Genomic DNA, 506 nt, shown 5'->3' with positions numbered 1-506 from the left:
AGTTCACGTTCGTCGGTGTCTACACTGTCCGAAACACCGTGTGGATAACCGTTAAAGCCAACAGAAACAATGCGGTTCTGTTTAGTGATCACCGCACCTACCTGCGTTGAAGGGTCTTTACTCCAAGACGCCACCAGTTCAGCCATTTGGTAAAAACGTTTCGCCCATTTAGAAATCATGCTCATCCTCTCGGTCGAAGGCTTTGAATTATCTGAATGATAACCCATTTTTTTTTAAAAAATAGTCGAAATACGAGCATTACAGTGAAAGCGATTCGTTTTCATGGTTAATCGAGGAGAGTTTGTTCAGCTCTAAGCAACAATTCCGCCTTTATTGATGAGTTTATTGGTCAAAATTGGCAAACGAATGAGTCATACATCACATTGATGATTAGAGGTTGCTTATATTGTGGGGTGAATGAAGATCTGAAAATGATTTCAAATGCATCAACTTTATTTCGGCCCGTTTCAATTAATTACATTTAGAAACATTTTACGCAATTTATG

1 pseudogene is annotated in these 506 nt (G+C 38.9%); it reads right to left on the bottom strand.

Annotated elements, in window-relative coordinates:
- A pseudogene (locus R7Q46_RS30615) lies at positions 1-179 on the bottom strand (cell division protein DedD); the annotation flags it as partial.
- Between the last annotated feature and the right edge of the window lie 327 nt (positions 180-506).

This window comes from Vibrio sp. 811 (assembly GCF_033339195.1).
This window is presented reverse-complemented; position numbering and strand designations above follow the sequence as displayed.